This window comes from Luteibacter anthropi (genome assembly GCF_023699965.1).
GTDB classification, from domain to species: domain Bacteria; phylum Pseudomonadota; class Gammaproteobacteria; order Xanthomonadales; family Rhodanobacteraceae; genus Luteibacter; species Luteibacter anthropi.
Genome location: NZ_CP077072.1, coordinates 1,297,310 through 1,317,254, shown reverse-complemented (window position 1 = coordinate 1,317,254; position 19,945 = coordinate 1,297,310). Strand labels below are relative to the sequence as shown.

The following is a 19,945-nucleotide window of genomic DNA, read 5'->3' as shown; positions in this document are numbered from 1 at the left end:
CATGACCTCCCGCTCTCTCCACGGCAGTGATGCGTTGCCGCGCAAGGAACTGGTGGCGATCAGCTTTGCCAACGGCCTGGAGTTCTTCGACTTCACCATCTACAGCTTTTTCGCCCCGGTCATTGCCAGGCTCTATTTTCCAGCCGGCGACAGCCTCATCTCGCTGCTGCTGGCCGTGGGCACCTTCGGTGTCGGTTTCTTCATGCGTCCGGTCGGCGCCATTGCCCTGGGCGCCTATGCGGACCGCAAGGGACGTCGCGCCGGCATGATGCTGACGATGTGGCTGATGATGGCGGGCTCGGCGATGATCGCCTTCGCACCGACCTTCGCGAGTGCGGGAGTGCTGGCACCCCTGCTTATCGTCGCTTCACGACTGGTGCAGGGCTTTGCGCTGGGCGGTGAGATCGGTGTTTCCACGGCATGGCTGGTGGAGCACAGCACGCCCGGCCGGCGTGGCTATCACGGCAGCTGGCAGTTCACGAGCCAGGCGGCAAACACACTGGTTGCTTCGGTGATCGGGCTTACCCTGACATCATCCCTTGACCGTGAATCACTGGAGGCCTGGGGCTGGCGCATACCCTTCGTGATCGGGCTGGCTATTGGCCCCGTTGGCATCTACATCCGGCGCCATCTGGTGGAAACCTGGCATCCCGACCATGCATCGCGGGAGCCACTGTTCGTTGCATTGCGCGGGCATGCGGTGGTCATCGTGCAAGGCGTGCTCGCGATGCTCGGGGCATCGGCCGCGACCTATATCGTGCTGTTCTACCTGGCCAGCTATACGGACAAGTACCTGCATATCGCCATGAGCAGTTCGTTATGGCTTCCCGTGGTGGCGGCAGGTACCGCGGCGATCTTCTCGCCGGTGGCAGGATACCTCTCCGATCGTGTGGGAAGGCGCGCGGTGATCGGCGTATCGCGGGTCATCCTGGTCGCTGCGATCTATCCGTCGTTCGTGCTGATGCGTGCCATCCCCGAGATGTCCGTCATGCTGGCTGTGTCCGCGGTACTTGCTATGCTGGTGGCGTTCACCACGGCACCCACCATCGTGATGCTGGCCGAACTGTTTCCTGCGCATATCCGTGCCTCGGGCATGTCGATCGTCTATTGCCTGGCAGTCTCTGTCTTTGGCGGTTTCGCGCAGTTCTTCGCCATTGGCCTTATCCAGATCAGCGGCAGCCAGCTGGCACCGGCCTGGTATCTCGTGGGCTGCGGACTGATTTCGCTCGTTCCCCTGCCTTTCATCCGTGATCTTGCCGGGAAGCCGTTGCCGGATCGCCCGGCCCCCCTTCGTCCGTCATCCCATGAATAACCGACTTCATACCCCGTTCGATACGAATGACGAAAGCCTTCGCCAGCTTCGCCGTGTCATGGCCGAGGATGCCGCTTCATGCGACGAGACGGCGTCGTTCCCTCGCGCCCATATCGCGCATCTGCGTGACCTGGGCCTGCTTGCTCTTACGGTGCCGACGATCCACGGCGGGCAGGGTGGTGGTCTCTCCGATGCCGCGCGAATCGTCGGGGCTGTCGGCGGCGGCGAAGCGGCTACCGGCCTGTTGCTTGCCATGCACTACCTGATGCACGGTGTGCTGCGTGTCATCCGGCCGCCGGTCTATTCCGATGTGGCCAGGGATACCGTGGTCAACCATACGGTGCTCAATGCCTTGCAGGCCGAACCCGATATGGGTTCGGCCATGCGCGGTGGGATGCCGGGAACCATCGCCAGGGTCGGCGCGGACGGTGGCTGGCGCATCGACGGCGCCAAGGCCTGGGCTACCGGCAGCGGCGTGGTCGGTGCATGGCTGGTGCTGGCACGCACCGACGATGAGCGGCCGCGCGTGGGTATGTGGCTCGTGCCGGCGGATGCCCCGGGCCTGCGCGTCGAACCCACCTGGAATCACGCGGGTTTGCGTGCCTCGGCCAGTCATTCGGTTTACCTGGAGGACGTCGTCGTGGCAGCCGATGCCTGCCTCAGTCTCTATGAGCCGGGCAGCGATGGTCTTCAGAAACAGTCGGCGCTGATCCAGATCTGGAACGGCATCCTGCTTGCGGCGCTCTACGACGGGATTGCGCGCGCAGGTCGTGACTGGCTGCTGCGTTTTCTCAACGAACGCACGCCGAGCAGCCTGGGTGCCGCCCTCGCGACGGTGCCGCGCATTCAGTCCGTCGTAGGCGAGATCGAAAACCTGCTCGCAGTAAATCGCGTACTCATCGACGACGCCGCACGACGTGCCGACAGCGATGAAGGACTGCCTGGCCTGCATGCGCAGTTCGTGAAGATGCGTGTTACCGAGAACGCCGTGACGGCGCTGGAAAAGGCCTTGTCCGTATCGGGCAATCATGGCCTGGACCGTCATCATCCGCTGGAACGTCATTTTCGCGATTCGCTTTGTGGGCGCGTGCACGGCCCGCAGTCCGATTCCGTCCTGGTGGCGCTCGGGCGGCAGGCGCTCGGCTCCTGAAGGAAGGGCACTTCGGCCGGGAGGCGTCTGCCGGGCTGTGATTTTTCTCCGCCCCGTGCGAATCATGTTCCGTACCCAGGGGAACGATCCGCACGATGACCGTCCACGCCGACCCACAACGCTTCCAGAGCCTGCTGCGCGAGCACGAGCGGATCGTGCTCAAGGTGGCGTCGCTGTACGCCCGGCAGGCCGAGGATCGCCGCGACCTGGTGCAGGAGATCGGCCTTCAGGCCTGGCGTTCCTTCGGCCGTTTCGATCCCGGCAAGGCGAAGTTCTCGACGTGGCTGTACCGCGTGGCGCTCAACGTCGCCATTTCCCAGCTGCGCAAGCGCGGCAGCGTGCAGGATGACCGGCTGGAGCCGTTGGACTGGCATCACCTCGAAAGTGTCGGCGACGCGACGCCGCCCGACGCCGACGAGCGGCTGGTAGCGCTTTATGCCTTTATCGGCCGCCTCGGGGCCTTCGACCGGGCGCTGATCCTGCTTTACCTCGAAGACCGTTCCCACGCCGAGATGGCCCAGGTCCTCGGCATCAGCGAAACCAACGTCGCGACCAAGATCGGTCGCATCAAGCAGAAGCTGCGCGGGCAGATGACAGGCGCGGCATCCACCGGAGCATGACCATGGAACTCGACGACATGAAGCTCGCCTGGCAGGCGCTCGACCGGCGCCTGGAAAAACAGGAAGCGCTGAACTGGCAGATCTTCCGCCAGGGCCAGTCTGACCGCCTGCGCCGGGGGCTGCGGCCGCTGATGATCGGGCAGCTGGCGCAGATGGCTATCGGCGTGGTGCTGGCGCTATGGGGCATCTGCTTTTGGTCCACCCACCTGGGTATCTGGCCCGCCCTGGCCAGCGGCATCGCGTTGCAGGTCTTCGGCACGCTGGCCATCATCTTCACGGCGAGGGTCATGGGGATGGTACGCGCCATCGACTATGCGGCTCCGGTACTGGATATCCAGCGCCGCGTCGCCCGCCTGCGCACATGGCGAACGAAGGTGGAAGCCCCGGTGTTCGCCGTACTGGGCAGCGTCATCTGGATACCCGTGCTCCTGATGTTGGGCCAGTACGGCATGGACGCCCGCGGCACGACGTCGTGGACCTGGTCACCGGGTGTCGTGGCATGGCTGCTGTCGAGCGCGGCGATATCCCTGGCCGTGGTGGCCCTGAGCTATCTCCTCGTGCGCCGCCTGGGCCGCACGAAGTGGCTGGAAGACAGCCACGCCGGCCGCTCCGTCGTTCGCACCGAGGCGATGCTGGAAGAGATTGCCCGGTTTGAGAAAGAGTGACCGGGCCTTTCCGTCACACGTCGAGCTCGTAACGCGTGTTCCTGCCCCCGCCCGGCAGACGTCGCAGGCAGCCTTTTTCGACCAGGTCGGCGAGGTGTCGGGTCGCCGTGGCCTTGGATACCTTTGCCACGGCCTGGTACTGCGAGGCGCTGATACCTTGCAGGAAGCCCCGGTCACCGCCGTCCAGTAATCGATTGAGGACCTTGACCTGATCTTCCGACAGGCCACGGTGTCGATGAGCCTGCCAGAACCGGGCTTTGGACAGGACGCTATCGATACGTTGCTGTGCGTGGAGGAGACTATCCAGCAGCGTGCGCAGGAACCATTTCAGCCATGCCGTGATATCCAGCCCTGCTTTCTGGCTGGATTCGAGGATCGTGTAATAGCCCGTGCGGTCGGCAAGGATGCTTGCCGACATGGCATGGAAGCGGATGGCCTGGGGTTGGGACTGGGCAAGCGAGAGATCGGTGAGGGCGCGCGTGATGCGGCCGTTGCCGTCATCGAAAGGATGCAGGGTGACAAACCAGAAGTGGGCGATGCCTGCACGCAGCAGCGGATCGAGCGTCGCATCGCGTCGTGATGCGTCGAACCATGCGAGGAATCCATCGAGCTGTTTTTCCAGTCCATCGCGTGGCGGTGCTTCGAAATGAACCACGGGCCGGTCGATACGACCGGATACGACCTGCATGGGTTCGTCGCCACGCAAGCCACCCACGCGGATGCGCGAAGGCAGCAACGCGTCGTGATTCACGAAGAGCCACTGGTGCCAGCGAAAGAGGCGCGCCCTGTCGAGCGGCGCATCGATGTCGCGGGTGGCATCCAGCATCAGGTCGGCAAGCCCTTCGCTCCGGGGCGTGGATGGACGGGGCGGGTGTTCCGCCAGCCCCAGTCGCCGGGCCAGCGATGACCGGACCGATTCGACATTGAGGCGTTCCCCTTCGATGGCGGAAGAGGTGACGATGTTGGACAGCAGCGTATCCAGGGCATCCTCCGCCTGGACTTCCACGCCCGCCGTGCCGGCCATGCCCAGCAACTGGCCTTGCGCCAGCTGGCATTCGCGCAGCAGAGGGGCCAGGGCATCAGCCTGCCAGGTGAATCGGGGCCAGTCCGGTGCCTGCCAGATCCAGCGAAGGGTACTCATGGGCCTGCTCCGGGGCGATGAGCCGAATCCAGGACTTATTCGGCTCAGATTGTGAGCCGATTATAGGCAGGATTCGGCGCATGCGGGGGTGCCGCCGCGAGCACGCCTCAGGCCAGCGCTTCCTTCGCAGGCTGCGACGTGCGCCGCCCGGCGTACTCCGCGACGATCACGCCGAGAATCGTCAGCAGGCCGCCGCAGGCCGTGGTCACGGTCAGTTTTTCGCCCAGGGCGAACACCGCCAGCACGGCCGTCACGATAGGCACGAGGTTGAAGAATCCCGTGACGCGGGCCGCACCCAGGCGGCTGATGCCGGCCATCCAGCAAAGCGGGGCCATCACCGAGGCACCGATGCCGGCAAAGGCAATGCATCCCCATGCCGCCGCTCCGTGCACGCCTTCGCCGAAGGCCAGCCATAGCGGTACGAGCATGATGGTGGCCGTAGAGGCCTGCATGAACAGCGACTCCACCAGCGAGACCTTCAGCTTCCACTTGTGCATGAGCAGGTTGTAGAGCGCGAACGCCGTGGCACCCAGCACGATCAGGCCATCGCCACGGTTGAGCCCCTGCACGGTGAGCTGGCGCGGATCGCCGTGCGAAATCACCATGACGACACCAAACGCGGAAACGAGGGCACCGGCCACGACCAGCGCCGTGACCCGGTGGCGCAGGAAGATCGCCGAGAGCATCAGGGTGATCAGAGGAATGAGCGACTGGATCACGCCCATATTGGTCGCCGAGGTGAAATGGGCGGCGTAATAGGCTGCACACTGGTAGACGACGCTGCCCAGCAGGCCAAGCAGGAAGAACCGGCCGAGGTTGGGACGGATGACGGCCATGTTGCGACGCAATCGTGGTATCGCCCAGGGCGACACCACCACTGCCGCGAAAAACCAGCGCAGCAGGCTGATGTCCACGGCACCGACGGTGCCGGAGGCCAGTTTGGTGACGAGCGTGTTCACGCCCCACAGGAGGGCGGCGATAACGGGGAAGAGGTAATTCATGGGGTCGTACAGGGGAGGGGATACGGCAGGTAAAGCGTAGCAGTGACGCATTTGCCGGGCATCCCTGAAATGCGACAATGCCTCCCGGTTCTGCGACAGCAAGGGAGATCGCCAATGCGTCCGATCCCTACCTTCAAGCAATTGCCCGGCCCCATCTATTTCCGCCACGGCACGATGCCGCCCTCGGTGTTCGAGTCGCATGTGCATCCGTGGGGCATGCTCAACTACGTATCGCAAGGCCTGATGGAGCTGACCGTCGACTCGCGACGCATGGTGTCACCGCCGCAGTACGGTATCTGGATTCCGCCGGGCGTTTCCCATGGTGCGGTCAATCGCAATGCGCTGGAATTTCGCGCGGTGTATGTCTCCCTCGCCATTGCAGCGAAGATGCCGGCCGAAGCCTGTGCGCTATCCATCAGCGAGGTATTGAAAGTGCTGCTGGACGAGTTTGCACGGCTGGACATCATCACGCCGCGCGAGCCCGCGCACGTCCGCATGTCGCGCGTGGTCATCGACCAGATCCTCGCCGCAAGACCGGTGGCCAACTTCTTGCCATCCAGCGAAGAGCCGCACCTCGTCGCCGCCATGGCATTCGCAAGAACATACATTGCGCGTGGCGATTCGGTGCGGGACATCGCCCGGTCGCAGCATATGAGCGTACGCACGCTGGAGCGCCTGGCGCAGAGCGAGCTTGGCATCGGCTTCGGTGAATGGCGTCAGCGCCTGAGATTCACGCTGGGCGTGGAGTTGCTGGCGAAGCAGCAGTCGGTAGAGACGATCGCCCGCGAACTCGGCTACGCCACCGCGTCGTCGTTCATCGAGATGTTCAAGCGCCAGGCCTGCTGCACACCAGACCAGTTTCGCAAGGGCATGCTGGCGCGCGCCTGATCCCGTCACCGGGGATTGAATGTGGGGTCACCTGCCCGCAGGAAGACGGGCAGCTTATTTTGTCCGTTCCGTCCTAATAACGGCCCACATTTACTATACCGGTGACCATATTCATGTCAGAAAATCGCAGCGCAAGCCCGTTGTTCCAGCCCATCCGCCTCGGTGACCTCGATCTCAGGAATCGCATCGCCATGGCACCGCTCACGCGCAGCCGTGCGCTGAAGGGCGACGTGCCGCGTCCGTCCGCCGTCGAGTACTACAGCCAGCGTGCCTCGGCCGGCCTCATCATCACCGAGGCCACGCAGGTCGACGACAGCGCCAAGGGCTATGCGTTCACGCCGGGGGTGTATACGGATGCGCAGGTTGCCAGCTGGAAGAACGTGACCGATGCCGTGCATGCGAAGGGAGGCTCCATCGTGGTGCAGATCTGGCACGTGGGCCGCATCTCGCATCCGTCGCTGCAACCGCAGGGCGTGAAGCCGGTGGGACCGTCCGCCGTGAAGCCCGAAGGCAATGCATTCACCGAGAGTGGCTTCCAGCCGCATGAGGAGCCGCGTGCGCTGGAAGTGGACGAGATCCGCCAGATCGTCGCCGACTTCGCCCATGCCGCCACGATGGCCCGCAAGGCCGGCTTCGACGGCGTGGAAGTGCATGCCGCCCATGGTTACCTCATCGACCAGTTCCTGCGCGATGGCTCCAACAAGCGCCATGACCAGTACGGTGGCAGCATCGAGAACCGCACGCGCTTCCTCTTCGAGGTGATGGGCGCGGTGTCCGACGCCATCGGTGGCGGTCGCACCGGCGTGCGTCTTTCGCCGGTATCGCCCGTCAACGATTCCAGCGACAGCAACCCCGTGCCGCTCTACCTGCATGCGGTGGAAGGGCTCAACCGCTTCAACCCGGCGTACCTGCATATCGTGGAAGGCGCCACCGGCGGCTCGCGCGACTACGTGCCGGGCTACGATTTCGGGGCCCTGAAGAAGGCCTTCCACGGCAAGTACATGGGCAACAACGGTTACGACTTTGCGCTGGCCGATGCCGCGTTGCGCGAAGGTCGCGCGGACGTGATCGCCATGGGGCGTCCGTTCATCAGCAATCCCGATCTCGTCGAGCGCCTGAAATCCGGTGCCCCGATCGCCCCGAGCGATCCGAACACCTATTACGGTGGCGACGAGCACGGCTATACGGACTATCCGTCACTCGGCTGAGCCTGATCGATGCACGGCGGGTTGCTTCCTGAAGAGGTAACCCGCCGTGTACTCATGTAAACCGTAGCCATCGGGCCACGACAAAAATACTCAGTGATCCTTCGGCGGGAGCCGGTAGGGTACGAACTGTCCGAGCACCACGAAGCCACCGGGTACGCCGGTATAGCGCTCCACAAGACGCACGCTGTCGAGTTCTCATAACTGCGAGCCGAAGGTGCGGGTGACCAGCACATCGCGCGAATCGAGGAATTCACCGCCCGAGCGCAGCTGGTTTACGTACCAGGTGCTGCCCACGCGGTAGGCGATGGTGGTCTTGTCGATCACCTGGCTGTCATAGGCCTGGCTGAGGTCGATGCAGCGCTGGGGCTTGCCCGCGATGCGGCCTTCGGTGAGCTTCGCCAGCTGGGCGGCCGGATCGTCCTTGGCGGCCCAGGCGGGCATCACGACGCTGGCTCCCAGTGCCAGCAGCAGGAAGCGGCTACGCGTGTTCATGGCGACTCCGGCGGTGGTGCGGGTGCTTCGATTCTAGTCCAGTCGTGGCGGTTTTATTGGACGTAACTTCATGCCTTCAGGCGTGGGATAGAAACGTCCAGAAGCCTTGTCGCAAGGATGGACGGACATCGCGCAGGCCACCGCGACACGTTGCCACGGTGGTGCCGCCGGTCACCGGTTCGTATGTCACCATCCCAACCCTGGTCCCTACTCCAGGTGCGGCGTGAACGCAGATGCAAACCGTTTCCCGGAGCTATCGCCTGCGGCGGTGACGCCATCGCGAGGCGCGCGCTACCGCATGATCTGGCGGTGGCACTTCTATGCCGGGCTGTTCTGCCTTCCCTTCATTGTCTGGCTGGCGACGACGGGCATGGTCTACCTGTTCAAGCCACAGATCGAGCCGTGGCTGGAACGCGGCTACGCGCATGTGGCCCATGGCCCGACGCTACCACCCTCGGCGCAGGTGTCTGCGGCGCTGGCCGCCGTACCCGGCAGCGTCCTCAACGCCTACGAACTTCCCGTCACCACGGAGCAGGCCACGCGGGTTCTCGTGGGCAAGGGCCCGCAAGTCATCCGTGTCTTCGTCGATCCTTCAACCGCACGGGTGCTTCACATCGTGAACGACGAGGATCGCTTCATGCGGGTGATCTTCTATCTGCACGGTGAACTGCTGGCCGGTACGCCGGGCTCCATGCTCGTGGAGCTGGCGGCGTCGTGGACCATCGTGATGTTGTTGACGGGTCTTTATCTCTGGTGGCCGCGTGGCACGCGTTTGCGCGGCGTGCTACTTCCCCGGCTGGGACAAGGATCCCGCATCTTCTGGCGCGACCTGCATGCGGTGACCGGCGTATGGATTTCCGCGATGGCGCTCGTGCTGCTTTTGTCAGGTCTTCCGTGGGCGAAGTCATGGGGTGGCTTGCTGAAAGATGCAAGGCAGGCTTATTCCCACATGGTGGTTGCCCAGGACTGGACCACAGGTAGCGCTGACCAGCGAAGGATCAACCGCGAAGCCAATGCACCTGTCACGGATGAACACGCAGGCATGGCCGGGATGTCGATGCCCGGCATGGCCATGGATGACAAGACGGCTTCAATGCCTGTCGTGGCACCGGACTATTCACCGATCGACCGTATCGTTCCCGGCATGGCCAGCCAGCACTGGCCCGCGCCGGTATTGATCAGCCCACCTTCGAAGCGTTCGCCTTTCTGGTCGGCTCACTCCGATGTCCAGGACCGTCCTCGGCGGATCGACGCGCGCATCGATCCGTCCACGGGAAAGATCATCGATGTGACGCGATTCAAGGATCGTCCGTTCCTCGACCGGCTTATCGGCTATGGGGTGGCCCTCCACGAAGGCCAGTTGTTCGCACCACTGAATCAGGTGCTCGGCGTAGCCACGGCACTCGGCCTTTTGCTGATGTCCGTCAGCGCCACGGTGCTGTGGTGGCGTCGCCGACCATCCGGCTTGCTGGGGGCACCACCTGCGCACGGAAGTGCTCGCGTGGCTGGCGCGTTGATAGCGGTCATTGTCCTTCTGGGGATATGCCTGCCGCTCTTTGGCGGAACCTTGCTGGTGGTTCTTATGCTGGAGCGGCTACTTGTCACTCGCTGGAGCAAGGCCCGGATTTTCCTCGGTCTGGCACGAAGCTGAGTCAGACCGATCCTGACTGCCGTTGGCGTTACTCGTGCAGACCATGGCGCCCTTCTCGTAATACCCCTCGCGTGACATATAACCGCCTCAGAACACGCGATGGCTGCGCAGGGCTTCCACCGCATCCTGCCTGCCCAGTTCGTAGGCTTCACGAACCGTCGCGCGGGGCGTGCAATCCCAGGTGGAGACGGGAATGCGCTTGCTCGGCTGCCAGTACGTGCGACCGGCCCAGCGGAACAGCGGCGGCAGCTTCGGGTAGTGCCGGGTCAGCAGCACGAGCGTGCCCGCCCGTTCGGCATCGGCCTGGGGAGGAATGGGTGCGTTGTCCGTATAGCCCCCATCGATGGCATGCGCGCCGCCGACAGGGCGTGCGGACATGATGGGCGGTGCGGATGCAGCCGCGATCAGCAGGTCCTGCGCCGACTGGATGTCGGTGCAGTCGTTGAGCACCATGAAATCCTGGCGCAGGCCCATCAGCGACGGGAGGCGCGGATGGATGCTGTTCCACACGTACTTGTCGATGAGGTAGGCGAACGTGCCTGCCGCCACGGAACCACGCATGCCGAGGAAGCGTGCCGTTCGTGTCAGGCCCACCGTGAGCCGTGACGACGACTGGCGCAAGGTGTCGAGCGTGCCGGCATTGAGGAACGCATCGACCCAGGCCGGATAGACGCGCTGGTGGGCGAAGCGGAACTTGAGCTTCGCGATGCCAGACCAGTCGAAGATCTTCGGTGTCCCTGCATAGAGTCGCAGGCAGGCTTTCAATGCCTCGCCGTCACTTTTCGTCAGAAACGATGCAGCGACGGCGGCTCCCGCACTCGTTCCCACGAGTTGTCCTGGTAGCGACATCCCGGCATCGAGTAGATGGCGCAGTGCCCCGGATTGCCACCAGCAGCGGTTACCGCCACCGGCGAAGACCAGCGTCTTCGTATCCCTGAAATCGTAACGGCGGAGTTCCTGGAATCCGGTGGTCATGAAATGGTGGCTCGTGGCATGAGTGGTCTCGGCGAATGGTCGGTGGGTGACCCCGCCATCCAATGGGGACACGCCGTCGCCATTGAAAGTGGTCTGTCAGATCGTCGGTCCATCCCATCCGTCGAGATACTTTGGCAGCGTATCCGCGATATCCATGACCCGGTGGCGATAGAACAGGTACATCGTTGGTAGGAGTGCAGCGGCAAGCTGCCCTGCCTTGACCGGGCGATCAATACATTCGGGACCATTCGCATACCAACTTGGCATGCTCCGTGGCTTCACATTCATGGGTGTCCTCATACTCGTTCGAGCATATATCTCCGCATGATGTGGCCGTCGAGGCCGGTGTCGTTGGCATAACGAAACCCTAGGCGTTCCGCCACCTGGATTGATCTTCTGTTGCCAGCGCCGATAAGCGCTTGCACTTGTGATCTACACTGGACATCGAAAGCGTGCTGTAGCACGGCCGTCGCGGCTTCCCCGGCTATGCCTTGCCCCCAGAACGGCTTGTATGTATTCCAGCCAAGCTCAAGCACCGGATCCCGGTCGCGGAAGAAAGCTCCGACATTGCCGACCAGCTCACCGGTGTCCCGGTGTTCGATAGCCCACCAACCTGCGCCACCCAGGATCCATAGGCCGGTATGAGATCCGAATATACGCCACGCGGTTTTCCGGTCAGACAGGTACGGAGGCGGCATGCAATCGGGGTCCGCAAGGTGCGCAGCAAAAGCTTCAAAATCGCCAGGCCTGTACTCCCGAAGTATCAGGCGTTCTGTTTTCAGGTATGGAATAGACGCTGTAAAATTCATCTGATCAGCCTGAGAAAGTCACTCGGAAATGAAACAACGCTGGGTGCATGAATTTCTTAAGTTTGTCAGGGACAATCTCAGTGCGGGCTATCCAGGTACACATCGAGGATGCCTGCGACCAGCTTATAAGGCTGCGATGCCTGGAGATTCGTCAGAACGATCACCGTCAGGTGTCGATCGGGGATCGTGGTGATCCAGACGGCCGCGCCACCCCCGGTGTGTATCGTTACATGCCCCTGCTGGCTGTCGTGCATGAGCGCCAGGCCGAAGTCGCCGGTTTTGCCGTCCGTCATCACGTAGGGTTTCGCCATCAGCGCGAGGCTTTCCGGCTTGATGATCCTGCCGCTCCATAGCGCGTTCTCCCAGGTGGCCATCGCCTCGATATTGCCGCTCAGTCCTGCGGCGGGCAGCAACCATTCCGTCGCTATCTTCGATCCGAATGGGTGGATGCCGTCGGTGGAAAGTACGGGTGCACCTTTCGCATCGAGCTGGAGCTTCGAGTGATCGGCCGTCGGCTGCAGGGCGGTATACAGCGAAGCACGACCCGGCACGAGCGTCCACGTATCACCCCACCGTAAGCCGGTGATGCCCAGCGGCTTCAGCAAGCGGTCGTCGATATATTGCTGGTAAGGCATGCCACTGACACGCGCGATGATGTCGCCGAGCAACATGTAGCCGGTTTGGTTGTAAGCCATCGACGTGCCTGGCGCCTTGACCGGCTTGCTGGCAAGCAAGGCCATCAGGTCCGCACGCGTACCCGCCAATGGCAGCACGTTGACGGTATCGTCCTGCACATTGTCGGGAAGGCCGGATGTGTGGGAAAGGCAATGGCGGATCGTGACGGGCATCCATGAGGCGGGGAGTTCCGGAAGATACTTCCTGACCGGATCGTCGAGCGCGAGCTTGCCTTGCTCGACCAGTGTCATGATCGCTACGGCAGTGAATTCCTTGGTCGTGGAAGCGAGCGGATACAGTGTCGCGTTCGTCGCTGGCACGTTCAGTTCGACGCTGGCGAGCCCATAGCTCTTCTCGAGCACCACCTTGCCGTCTTTGATCACGGCGACGGATGCACCAGGCGTATGGCGAGCCGCCATATCCTTGGCCACGACGTCGTCCACCTGGACCGCCATGGAGGTTTCCGCGTGCGCGAGCGGCGCCTGCGACAGGACCAGGGCCATCAACAGACCCGCGATATGCTTTGCCATGGCGGCCCCTGCTCCGGTGAATGAATGGATGCATCCTATGGAGGGCCAGGCCCAGGCGTACGTGCCGGTCGGCCTCCGTACTTGTGACCTACCGCGAGCCGCCATGCACCGGTCAGTGGTTCGCGATGGCCGGCCGGCACCTGCGCGTACTATGCCGGCATTTCCATTGGCCATCGCGTTCCCCCCGATTGCCACCGTTATCCAACCTCCCTACATTGGTGCAATGCATGCACCGGATACGAACGACCTGTTGACCCTGCTGGGTACCGGCCTTGCCCTCGTCGGGGCAGGAGGCGCCGTGTTGTGGATCAACCCCGCCCTGGGCGAGGTGCTGGGGGTGGGGCCGCGGACGGCGGTGGGGCAGCGGTTGCCGCAGCTGATGCGGGAGCCGGGTCTCGTCTCGCACCTGGTGCGGGCGCAGCGGGAGCGGCGGGCGTTTCATCTGCGGGCAGTCACCTTCGGGGTGGCGCGCGGTCGGGAGGTGACGGCCGACCTGATGGTGCAGCCGGTGGACGACGAGCGGGTGCTGGTCGAGGTGCATCCGCTGGTGAGCGAGCAGGGCGGCACGACGACGCCGTTGTCGGCCACCCTGCGCGGCTTCGCGCATGAGGTAAAGAACCCGCTGGCCGGCCTGCGTGGTGCCGCACAGCTGTTACAGCGCCGGGTGCAGGATGACGATTTGCGGCAGCTGGCCGGGATGGTGATCGGCGAAGCCGACCGGCTGGCTGCGCTGGCCGATGGCTTGCTCCGGCATGGCGGTGCGGCGCGGATCGCGCCGGTGAATGTGCACGAGCTGCTGGAGCGACTGGAACACATCATCGGCGCCGAGCCGGGGGCACCTGGCGTGCGTCACGACTACGATCCCAGCCTGCCGGACAGCCTTGGTGACGGCGACCGGCTCTTGCAGGTGCTGCTCAACCTGGCTCGAAATGCACGTGAGGCAGGGGCGGGCCTGCTCGTGCTGCGTACGCGCGTGGAGCACGGCGTGCGCCTTGGCGAACGGTCGGTACGGTCGGCACTGCGCATCGATGTGATCGACGATGGTCCCGGCGTGCCCGATGCGCTGCGTGACAGCCTGTTCCAGCCACTGGTCTCCGGCCGTCCCGACGGGACGGGGCTGGGCCTGGCGCTGTCGCGCGAGATCGCGCAGGAACACGGCGGTGACCTGCGCTATGTGAGCCGCCCGGGCGAGACGACGTTCTCCCTCTACCTTCCGATGGAGCGTGCGCATGACTGACATCTGGATCGCCGACGACGATCGCGGCGTGCGCTTCGTGCTGGCCGAGGCATTGCGCGATGCCGGGCACTCAGTGCGTGAATTCAGCGCGGGCGACGCGGTGCGCACGGCGCTCGACGATGCGCGGCCGGCCTTGCTGGTCACCGATGTGCGCATGCCGGGTGAAGATGGCCTGCGCCTGCTTGAAGACCTTACCCGGCGCAATATCGGCCCGGTGATTGTCATGAGCGCCTTCACCGATGTGGCGACCACCGCTGCCGCGTATCGCGCAGGCGCCGTGGATTACATCGCCAAACCGTTCGACCTTGACCAGGCGGTGGCGGCGGTGGAACGCGCCATCGCGGCGTCGCATGAAGACGTGGTGGTGCCCGAACTGCGCCAGGACCCGCACGCCCTGCTGGGCGAAAGCGCAGCCATGCGCGAGGTATTCCGGCTGATCGGTCGCGTGGCTGCCAGCGATCTCAACGTCCTGGTGACCGGCGAAACGGGTACGGGCAAGGAGCTGGTGGCTCGCGCACTGCATGAGGAAAGCGCGCGCAGCGGCAAACCCTATGTCGCCCTCAATACGGCAGCCATTCCCGCCGAACTGCTGGAGAGTGAATTGTTCGGCCACGAGGCCGGTGCCTTTACCGGCGCCGCGCGTCGGCATATCGGCCGCTTCGAGCAGGCCGACGGCGGCACGCTGTTTCTCGACGAGATCGGCGACATGCCGGTGGGCTTGCAGACACGCCTGCTGCGCGTGCTCTCCGGTGGCGAGTACTATCGCGTGGGTGGCCGCGAATCCCTGCGCGGCAACGTGCGCATCGTGGCGGCCACGCACCAGGACCTGGATGCACGCGTGGCGGCTGGCTTGTTTCGCGCCGACCTGAAGCATCGGCTGGATGTCGTGCGCATCGCGCTGCCTTCGCTGCGCGAGCGAGGCAGCGATGTGTCGTTGCTGGCAAAGCATTTCCTCGCCCGCGCGGCCACGGAACTCAACCTGCCGCCGAAGCGCTTCTCGCGCGCCGCGATGAAGCTGATCGAGCAACGTGATTACCCGGGCAACGTCCGCGAACTGGAAAACCTCTGTCGCCGTCTTGCCGTGGTTGCTCCCGGCAGTGAAATCCTTGCATCGGATCTCGGCGCGCTTCCCGGTCGCGAGACGAAGTCGGGTGAATGGACGGACGCGTTGCGCCTGTGGGCGCAGGATGCCCTGGCACAGGGAGAGGCGGATATCCATGCGCGCGCCCGCGAGGCGCTGGACCGCACCCTGCTCCAGGTCGCGCTGGTGGCCAACGACGGCCACCGGCAGCAGGCCGCGGCGGCGCTTGGCGTCGGCCGCAACACCCTGACCCGAAAACTCGGCGCCTCGCGCAAGCGCCGGCCCAACAATGGATGAAACGATGACCCTGGAGATTCGCCGGGCGACGGTCGCGGATGCCGACACGATCGCCCACTGGAACAGCGCCATGGCCTGGGAGACCGAGCAGAAGCGACTCGATCCCGACATCATCGGTCGTGGCGTGCGCGCCGTCTTCGATGAGCCGCGTCGCGGCTTCTATCTCGTGGCGATGCTCGATGGCATGCCGGCCGGGTGCCTGATGATCACTTACGAATGGAGCGACTGGCGCTGCGGTGATTTCTGGTGGATCCAGAGCGTCTACGTGCCGCCGGAGGCCCGTCGTGCCGGGGTATTCCGCGCGCTGTATGCGCACGTGAAAGGCCTGGCCGACGAAGCGGGTGCCGTGGGCATCCGTCTCTACGTGGAGACGGAGAACGAGCGCGCCCAGGCCACATACTCCGGCCTGGGCATGGAGCGCTGCCACTACTACATGTACGAGGCGATGCTGGCGCGCTGAGTCAGCGCGCGCCGGGCAGGCCCGTGTCCACTTCCGCGATGCGGGCTTCGAATTCGCGAGCGCTGACACCGCGACCATAAAGGAAGCCCTGCATCTGCGTGCAGCCCGATGCGCGCAGGAAGTCAGCCTGCTCCTGGCTTTCCACGCCTTCGGCAAGCACATGCTTGTGCATGCCTTTGCCCATGGTGATGATTGCGCGCACGATGGCGGCGCTGTCGCTGTCCCAGGCGGCGTCGCGGATGAAGGCGCGATCGATCTTCAGCGTATCCACGGGGAAGTGCTTCAGGTACGACAGGCTGCAATAGCCCGTACCGAAATCGTCGAGGCTCAGCGTAACGCCCAGTTGCTTGATCTGGCGCAGCAGGTGGGCGATGTGGTCGCCGCCTTCCATCACCGTGCGTTCGGTCAGTTCCAGTTCGAGCAGGGTGGGATGCAGGCGGGTGTCTTCCAGCACGCTGTGCAGGGATTCGAAGAAGCGCGTGTGCTGGAATTGCAGCGCGGAGACATTCACCGAAACCGACAGCGGACGATAGGTGCGCGCCCAGACCTCGGCCTGGCGGCAGGCTTCGCGCAAGGCCCAGTCGCCGATGGGCACGATGAGGCCGCAGTCTTCAGCCACGGGAATGAACTGCTCGGGCGTATAGACATCCTCGCCATCCACCTGCCAGCGAAGCAATGCCTCGGCGCCGACGATGGTGCCCAGCTCGACATCCACCTTCGGCTGGTAGTGCAGGGTCAGCTCGTTGCGGGCCAGCGCGCGGCGCAGTTCCATCTCGATGCGCACGCGGGCGCTGTTGCGCTCGTTCATGCTGGCGTTGAAGAAGCGGTAGCCGTTGCGCCCCTGCATCTTCGCCTCGTACATGGCGGTGTCGGCATTGCGCAGCAGGGATTCCGCGTCGCGCGCATCGTCGGGAAACAGGCTGATGCCGATGCTGAAACTGATCGCCAGGGCGGCGGCACCCGCGCCCATGCCGATCGCCTCGCCGCAGGCCTGCAGCACGTTCTCGGCCACGATGGAGGCGTCGGAAGCGGATTCCACGTGCGGCAGCAGCACCACGAATTCATCGCCGCCCAGGCGGCTCACGGTGTCGTCGGGACGCACGGCCGAGCGGATGCGCCGGGCCACTTCCTGTAGCAGGGAGTCGCCCGCCGCATGGCCCATGGTGTCGTTGATCTGCTTGAAGTGATCGATGTCCACGAACAGCACGGCGGCGCGCTGGCCGCGCCGGGCGGCCACGGTCACGGCGAAGTCCATCCGCGATTGCAGCAGGGTGCGGTTGGGCAGGCCGGTGAGCGTGTCGTGGTGCGCGAGGTGGGCCATCTTCAGGGCCAGCGCGCGTGTCTCGCTTACGTCGTGGAACACCACCACGCCGCCGACCACGTTGCCGGCGTAATCGTGGATAGGTGCGGCCGAATCCTCGATGGGGCTGTCGAAGCCGTTGCGATGCAGGAGGATGGCGTCGGTGGTGAGGCCCACGATGGTGTTGCGGGTGACTGCTGCATGCAGCGGATTGGGGATGGGCTGGCGGGTCAGCGGATCGCGCAGGCGAAAGATGTCGTCCATGGGACGGCCCACGGCTTCGTGACTGCTCCAGCCGGTCATCGCTTCGGCGATGGGGTTGAGCGAGGTCACCACCAGGTGGGTGTCGGTGGTGATCACGGCATCGCCGATGGACTTCAGCGTGACCTCGGCCAGCTCGCGCTCGCGGAACAACGCATCTTCGAAGGCCTTGCGCTCGCTGATGTCCTGGATCTGCGAGATGAAGTACAGCGGTTCACCGCGTTCGTCGCGTACCAGCGAAACGCTGATGAGCGCGTGCACGATGTGGCCTTCGGCGTGGATATAGCGCTTTTCCATGTGGAACGACTGCCGGTCGCCGTTGAGCACGCGCTCGGTGAGGGCGAGGTCGGCCGCCAGGTCGTCCGGATGGGTGATGTCCTGGAACACCGAGGTGAGCAGTTCGTCTTCCGTATAGCCGAGGATGTCGCAGATGGCTTCGTTCACCTGCAGCCAGCGCCCGTCCGGCCGTACCAGGGCCATGCCGATGGCGGCATGGCGGAAGGCCAGCGCGAAGCGGCGTTCGCTCTCGCGCAGGCGGGCTTCCAGTTCGCGGCGTACCGAGACGTCGGCCAGCATGATGAAGACACCACGCACGCCTCCTGATTCGTCGATGTCCGGTGAGAAGGTGGCCTGCGCGAAGTGACGGCCATCGTCGTCGCGGATCTCGCGGTCGGCCACCGTCTGGTCACCGCTGAGGGCGGCCTCGAAGCCGGGGATGATGCGCTTGTAGAGCGAGACGGGAATCACTTCTTCCATGTGTCGGCCGACCACGCTGCCCTCGATGCCCATCCATGTCAGGTAAGAGGGGCTGGCATAGCGATAGCGGGTGTCCGCGTCCACGTACGCGATCATCGCCGGCGCGCGATCCAGCAGATAGGCCGGCCAGTCGGCCGGAGATGCGGTCGGTGGTGGAACCGTGGGTTGCATGGAGGCGCCGGCTGCGGAATGCCGTCACTCTACCCGCCCTTCGCGGCCGGCGTATATCGTTCGTGAAGACCTTAGTGAAGGGCCGGAGCAGGCGCGTCGAGCGCACCATTCGCATCCAGCAGGATCTTGCCGAGTGCGTGCACATTCGGCGTGGCGGCGTAGCGGTCGGCGAGGTTTTCCAGCAGGAGGCCCAGCACGTTCGGCGCCAGCGGATAACCGTGGCCGAGAATGCGGGCCTTGCCGGCCGACGGCTGCGCCACGGTGATGGCGGCCATGCCCAGGCCGGCGGCTTCATGGGCGTAGAGCTCGGGCGGCGGCAGGGCCGGATCGGCGTCGGCCACATGCTCGATGAAATACGGCTCGCTGCGGGCGGCGTCGCCGTCCATGCGCAGGGGCACGTGGTGGGCGTCGAGCAGGGCAGCGTACTGGCGAAGTTCGAACAGCGTGCCGGCGAATTCGTGGGCGGCGCTGTCGCGGTGCTCGCCGTCCCGGGTGAACCAGCCGGCGATGCCGGGAATGCTCACCTGCCCGTCGGCATAGCGCAGCGGCAGGCCGCGCGAGCCCAGCGCCGTCTCCTGCTGGTAGGGCGTGAGCAGGGCGGTTTCGAGCATGGTCCACAGGGGCGCCAGGTTCACGTGTTCGTACTGCACGCAGGTGAGGGCCAGCAGGTCGTTGCGGCTGAGGTAGCGCGCGTGTTCCAGGCGGACGCCAAGCGTGCGCATGAGGAAATCCGCCGTGCGCGCGCCGGCTTCGCCACGGCCCACCAGCTCTACTTCCATCGCGGCGGTGATGTCGTCCGCCTGGTCGGCCGGCACCAGCAGCATCCACGGGATGAGTCGCATCGGGCCACCGGCGTAGCGCGTATCGGGCACCAGCGGCTGGGCCGGCATGTGGCCCTCGTGCGTGCCGAAAGCCACCACGCCACCGGCCGTGGTCACGCGCGGGATGCGCCGGGCCAGTTCCTCAAGGGTGGCGAACACCGGGTAACCGGGGCGAAGAATCTCCACGCCGTCGAACAGGGCACCGGCCAGCGCGAAGCGGGCGGCTTCCACGCCGGGCACCAGGGCGCGCAGGTCTTCTGCCACCAGGGCGGCCAGTTCCTGGGCTTCGTCGCGGGTGAGTTCGAGCCGGTCGGGGCTGTCGCCCCCGGCCAGTTCCAGCGCCAGCACGGCGGGGCAGGCGATCAGGGGCGACTCGGACACGGCGGGTTTTCCACAACGGCAAAGGAACGCCATTCTACCATCCGGGCTCTTCGGGCTTTCGCC

At 64.7% G+C, this 19,945-nt stretch carries 19 protein-coding genes; 10 read left to right on the top strand and 9 right to left on the bottom strand.

Annotated elements, in window-relative coordinates; translation table 11 throughout:
* Position 1 precedes the first annotated feature (1 nt).
* From KR767_RS06020 to KR767_RS06005, 4 genes are all read left to right on the top strand, one after another.
* On the top strand, positions 2–1,312 hold the full coding sequence (locus KR767_RS06020) for an MFS transporter (protein WP_250878459.1): 1,311 nt from the start codon (positions 2–4) through the stop codon (positions 1,310–1,312).
* Positions 1,305–2,462, top strand: coding sequence for an acyl-CoA dehydrogenase family protein (locus KR767_RS06015; RefSeq protein ID WP_250878458.1), 1,158 nt, complete (start codon positions 1,305–1,307; stop codon positions 2,460–2,462). The genes KR767_RS06020 and KR767_RS06015 overlap by 8 nt, the downstream gene beginning before the upstream one ends.
* A gap of 95 nt (positions 2,463–2,557) precedes the next feature.
* A complete protein-coding gene (locus KR767_RS06010; RefSeq protein WP_250878457.1) occupies positions 2,558–3,082 on the top strand; it encodes an RNA polymerase sigma factor in 525 nt (174 codons plus the stop codon).
* A 2-nt stretch (positions 3,083–3,084) separates the two neighbouring features.
* Positions 3,085–3,747: a hypothetical protein gene (locus KR767_RS06005; RefSeq protein ID WP_250878456.1), complete on the top strand. Its 663-nt coding sequence runs from the start codon at positions 3,085–3,087 to the stop codon at positions 3,745–3,747.
* Between the two features lie 13 nt (positions 3,748–3,760).
* On the opposite strand, the gene KR767_RS06000 is transcribed toward KR767_RS06005, so the two are convergent.
* The gene (locus KR767_RS06000; RefSeq protein ID WP_250878455.1) at positions 3,761–4,888 is read right to left on the bottom strand and encodes a Fic family protein; all 1,128 of its coding nucleotides are present in this window, start codon (positions 4,886–4,888) and stop codon (positions 3,761–3,763) included.
* Between the two features lie 107 nt (positions 4,889–4,995).
* Positions 4,996–5,889 (bottom strand): DMT family transporter, encoded by an 894-nt coding sequence (locus tag KR767_RS05995; protein WP_166945426.1) that lies wholly within the window; start codon positions 5,887–5,889, stop codon positions 4,996–4,998.
* A gap of 114 nt (positions 5,890–6,003) precedes the next feature.
* Here KR767_RS05995 and KR767_RS05990 point away from each other — a divergent pair, with 114 nt between their 5' ends.
* Complete coding sequence (locus tag KR767_RS05990) at positions 6,004–6,777, top strand: AraC family transcriptional regulator (RefSeq protein WP_166945424.1); 774 nt, start codon at positions 6,004–6,006, stop codon at positions 6,775–6,777.
* Between the two features lie 113 nt (positions 6,778–6,890).
* Entirely contained in the window at positions 6,891–7,985 is a 1,095-nt protein-coding gene (locus KR767_RS05985; protein WP_166945422.1) for an alkene reductase, read from the top strand.
* Positions 7,986–8,180: 195 nt separating this feature from the next.
* On the opposite strand, the gene KR767_RS05980 is transcribed toward KR767_RS05985, so the two are convergent.
* Positions 8,181–8,477: a hypothetical protein gene (locus tag KR767_RS05980; RefSeq protein WP_250878454.1), complete on the bottom strand. Its 297-nt coding sequence runs from the start codon at positions 8,475–8,477 to the stop codon at positions 8,181–8,183.
* Positions 8,478–8,700: 223 nt separating this feature from the next.
* On the opposite strand from KR767_RS05980, the gene KR767_RS05975 reads away from it, so the two are divergent.
* A complete protein-coding gene (locus KR767_RS05975) occupies positions 8,701–10,128 on the top strand; it encodes a PepSY-associated TM helix domain-containing protein (protein ID WP_250878453.1) in 1,428 nt (475 codons plus the stop codon).
* A gap of 87 nt (positions 10,129–10,215) precedes the next feature.
* Here KR767_RS05975 and KR767_RS05970 read toward each other — a convergent pair whose 3' ends face one another.
* The 4 genes from KR767_RS05970 to KR767_RS05955 all read right to left on the bottom strand — a co-directional run bounded on the left by KR767_RS05970 (position 10,216) and on the right by KR767_RS05955 (position 13,117).
* Positions 10,216–11,103: a patatin-like phospholipase family protein gene (locus tag KR767_RS05970; RefSeq protein WP_250878452.1), complete on the bottom strand. Its 888-nt coding sequence runs from the start codon at positions 11,101–11,103 to the stop codon at positions 10,216–10,218.
* Positions 11,104–11,199: 96 nt separating this feature from the next.
* The gene (locus tag KR767_RS05965) at positions 11,200–11,391 is read right to left on the bottom strand and encodes a hypothetical protein (RefSeq protein ID WP_250878451.1); all 192 of its coding nucleotides are present in this window, start codon (positions 11,389–11,391) and stop codon (positions 11,200–11,202) included.
* Between the two features lie 8 nt (positions 11,392–11,399).
* A complete protein-coding gene (locus KR767_RS05960) occupies positions 11,400–11,912 on the bottom strand; it encodes a GNAT family N-acetyltransferase (protein WP_250878450.1) in 513 nt (170 codons plus the stop codon).
* 77 nt (positions 11,913–11,989) lie between these two features.
* A complete protein-coding gene (locus KR767_RS05955; RefSeq protein WP_166945416.1) occupies positions 11,990–13,117 on the bottom strand; it encodes a serine hydrolase domain-containing protein in 1,128 nt (375 codons plus the stop codon).
* 223 nt (positions 13,118–13,340) lie between these two features.
* Between KR767_RS05955 and KR767_RS05950 the strand changes: the two genes are divergently transcribed.
* Genes KR767_RS05950 through KR767_RS05940 form a run of 3 tightly spaced genes read left to right on the top strand, consistent with a single transcriptional unit; the run spans position 13,341 to position 16,192 of the window.
* Positions 13,341–14,354, top strand: a complete 1,014-nt coding sequence (locus KR767_RS05950; RefSeq protein WP_250878449.1) for a two-component system sensor histidine kinase NtrB — start codon at positions 13,341–13,343, stop codon at positions 14,352–14,354.
* Positions 14,347–15,732 (top strand): nitrogen regulation protein NR(I), encoded by a 1,386-nt coding sequence (gene ntrC / locus KR767_RS05945; protein WP_250878448.1) that lies wholly within the window; start codon positions 14,347–14,349, stop codon positions 15,730–15,732. Before KR767_RS05950 ends, ntrC begins: the two co-directional genes overlap by 8 nt.
* A gap of 4 nt (positions 15,733–15,736) precedes the next feature.
* Entirely contained in the window at positions 15,737–16,192 is a 456-nt protein-coding gene (locus tag KR767_RS05940) for a GNAT family N-acetyltransferase (RefSeq protein ID WP_250878447.1), read from the top strand.
* Between the two features lies 1 nt (position 16,193).
* On the opposite strand, the gene KR767_RS05935 is transcribed toward KR767_RS05940, so the two are convergent.
* Together KR767_RS05935 and KR767_RS05930 are read right to left on the bottom strand one after the other, a co-directional pair.
* The gene (locus tag KR767_RS05935; RefSeq protein ID WP_250878446.1) at positions 16,194–18,680 is read right to left on the bottom strand and encodes a sensor domain-containing protein; all 2,487 of its coding nucleotides are present in this window, start codon (positions 18,678–18,680) and stop codon (positions 16,194–16,196) included.
* Positions 18,681–18,751: 71 nt separating this feature from the next.
* The gene (locus tag KR767_RS05930; RefSeq protein WP_250878445.1) at positions 18,752–19,882 is read right to left on the bottom strand and encodes a hypothetical protein; all 1,131 of its coding nucleotides are present in this window, start codon (positions 19,880–19,882) and stop codon (positions 18,752–18,754) included.
* Positions 19,883–19,945 lie beyond the last annotated feature (63 nt).